Annotated in this window: 1 protein-coding gene; it reads left to right on the top strand. The window is 62.0% G+C overall.

The window, feature by feature from the left end; genetic code table 11:
* On the top strand, positions 1–437 hold a 437-nt coding region (locus tag D3D02_RS20015), incomplete at both ends, for a helix-turn-helix domain-containing protein (RefSeq protein ID WP_199723244.1).

The following is a 437-nucleotide window of genomic DNA, read 5'->3' as shown; positions in this document are numbered from 1 at the left end:
CGTTCTTTACTCATACTGGACGCGGACGCCTTCCTGTACCTCCATCCCGCACCTCGCGCTCGATCACTTCGGTGACGGCCTTATTTTCCAGACGACGTGGGTTGGCCACCGCTACGAGTGGCGGATTATCGCCCCCAATGACACTACCTATCACGCGTTTCGCAACGCCATTGAGGCCGAAATCGACGACACCACCGGTGTCACCTTCGTCCGGGTCGGGGACGCTGAAGAGACGACGCCCGACGACAGCAGCGCGGCACTCACCGGAGAGCAAGACGCCGCCGTGCGGGCCGCCGTCGACCATGGCTACTACGAAACACCCCGCGAAATCGAGACCTACGAACTGGCAGAGCGACTCGGAATCCCCGGGTCAACGTTGTCCTATCGACTCCGCCGCGCCGAAGCAAAACTGGCGGAAGCCTACGTCTCCGAACGCA

The organism is Halobellus sp. Atlit-38R (assembly GCF_003665925.1).
Lineage (GTDB): Archaea > Halobacteriota > Halobacteria > Halobacteriales > Haloferacaceae > Haloquadratum > Haloquadratum inordinatus.
This window is presented reverse-complemented; position numbering and strand designations above follow the sequence as displayed.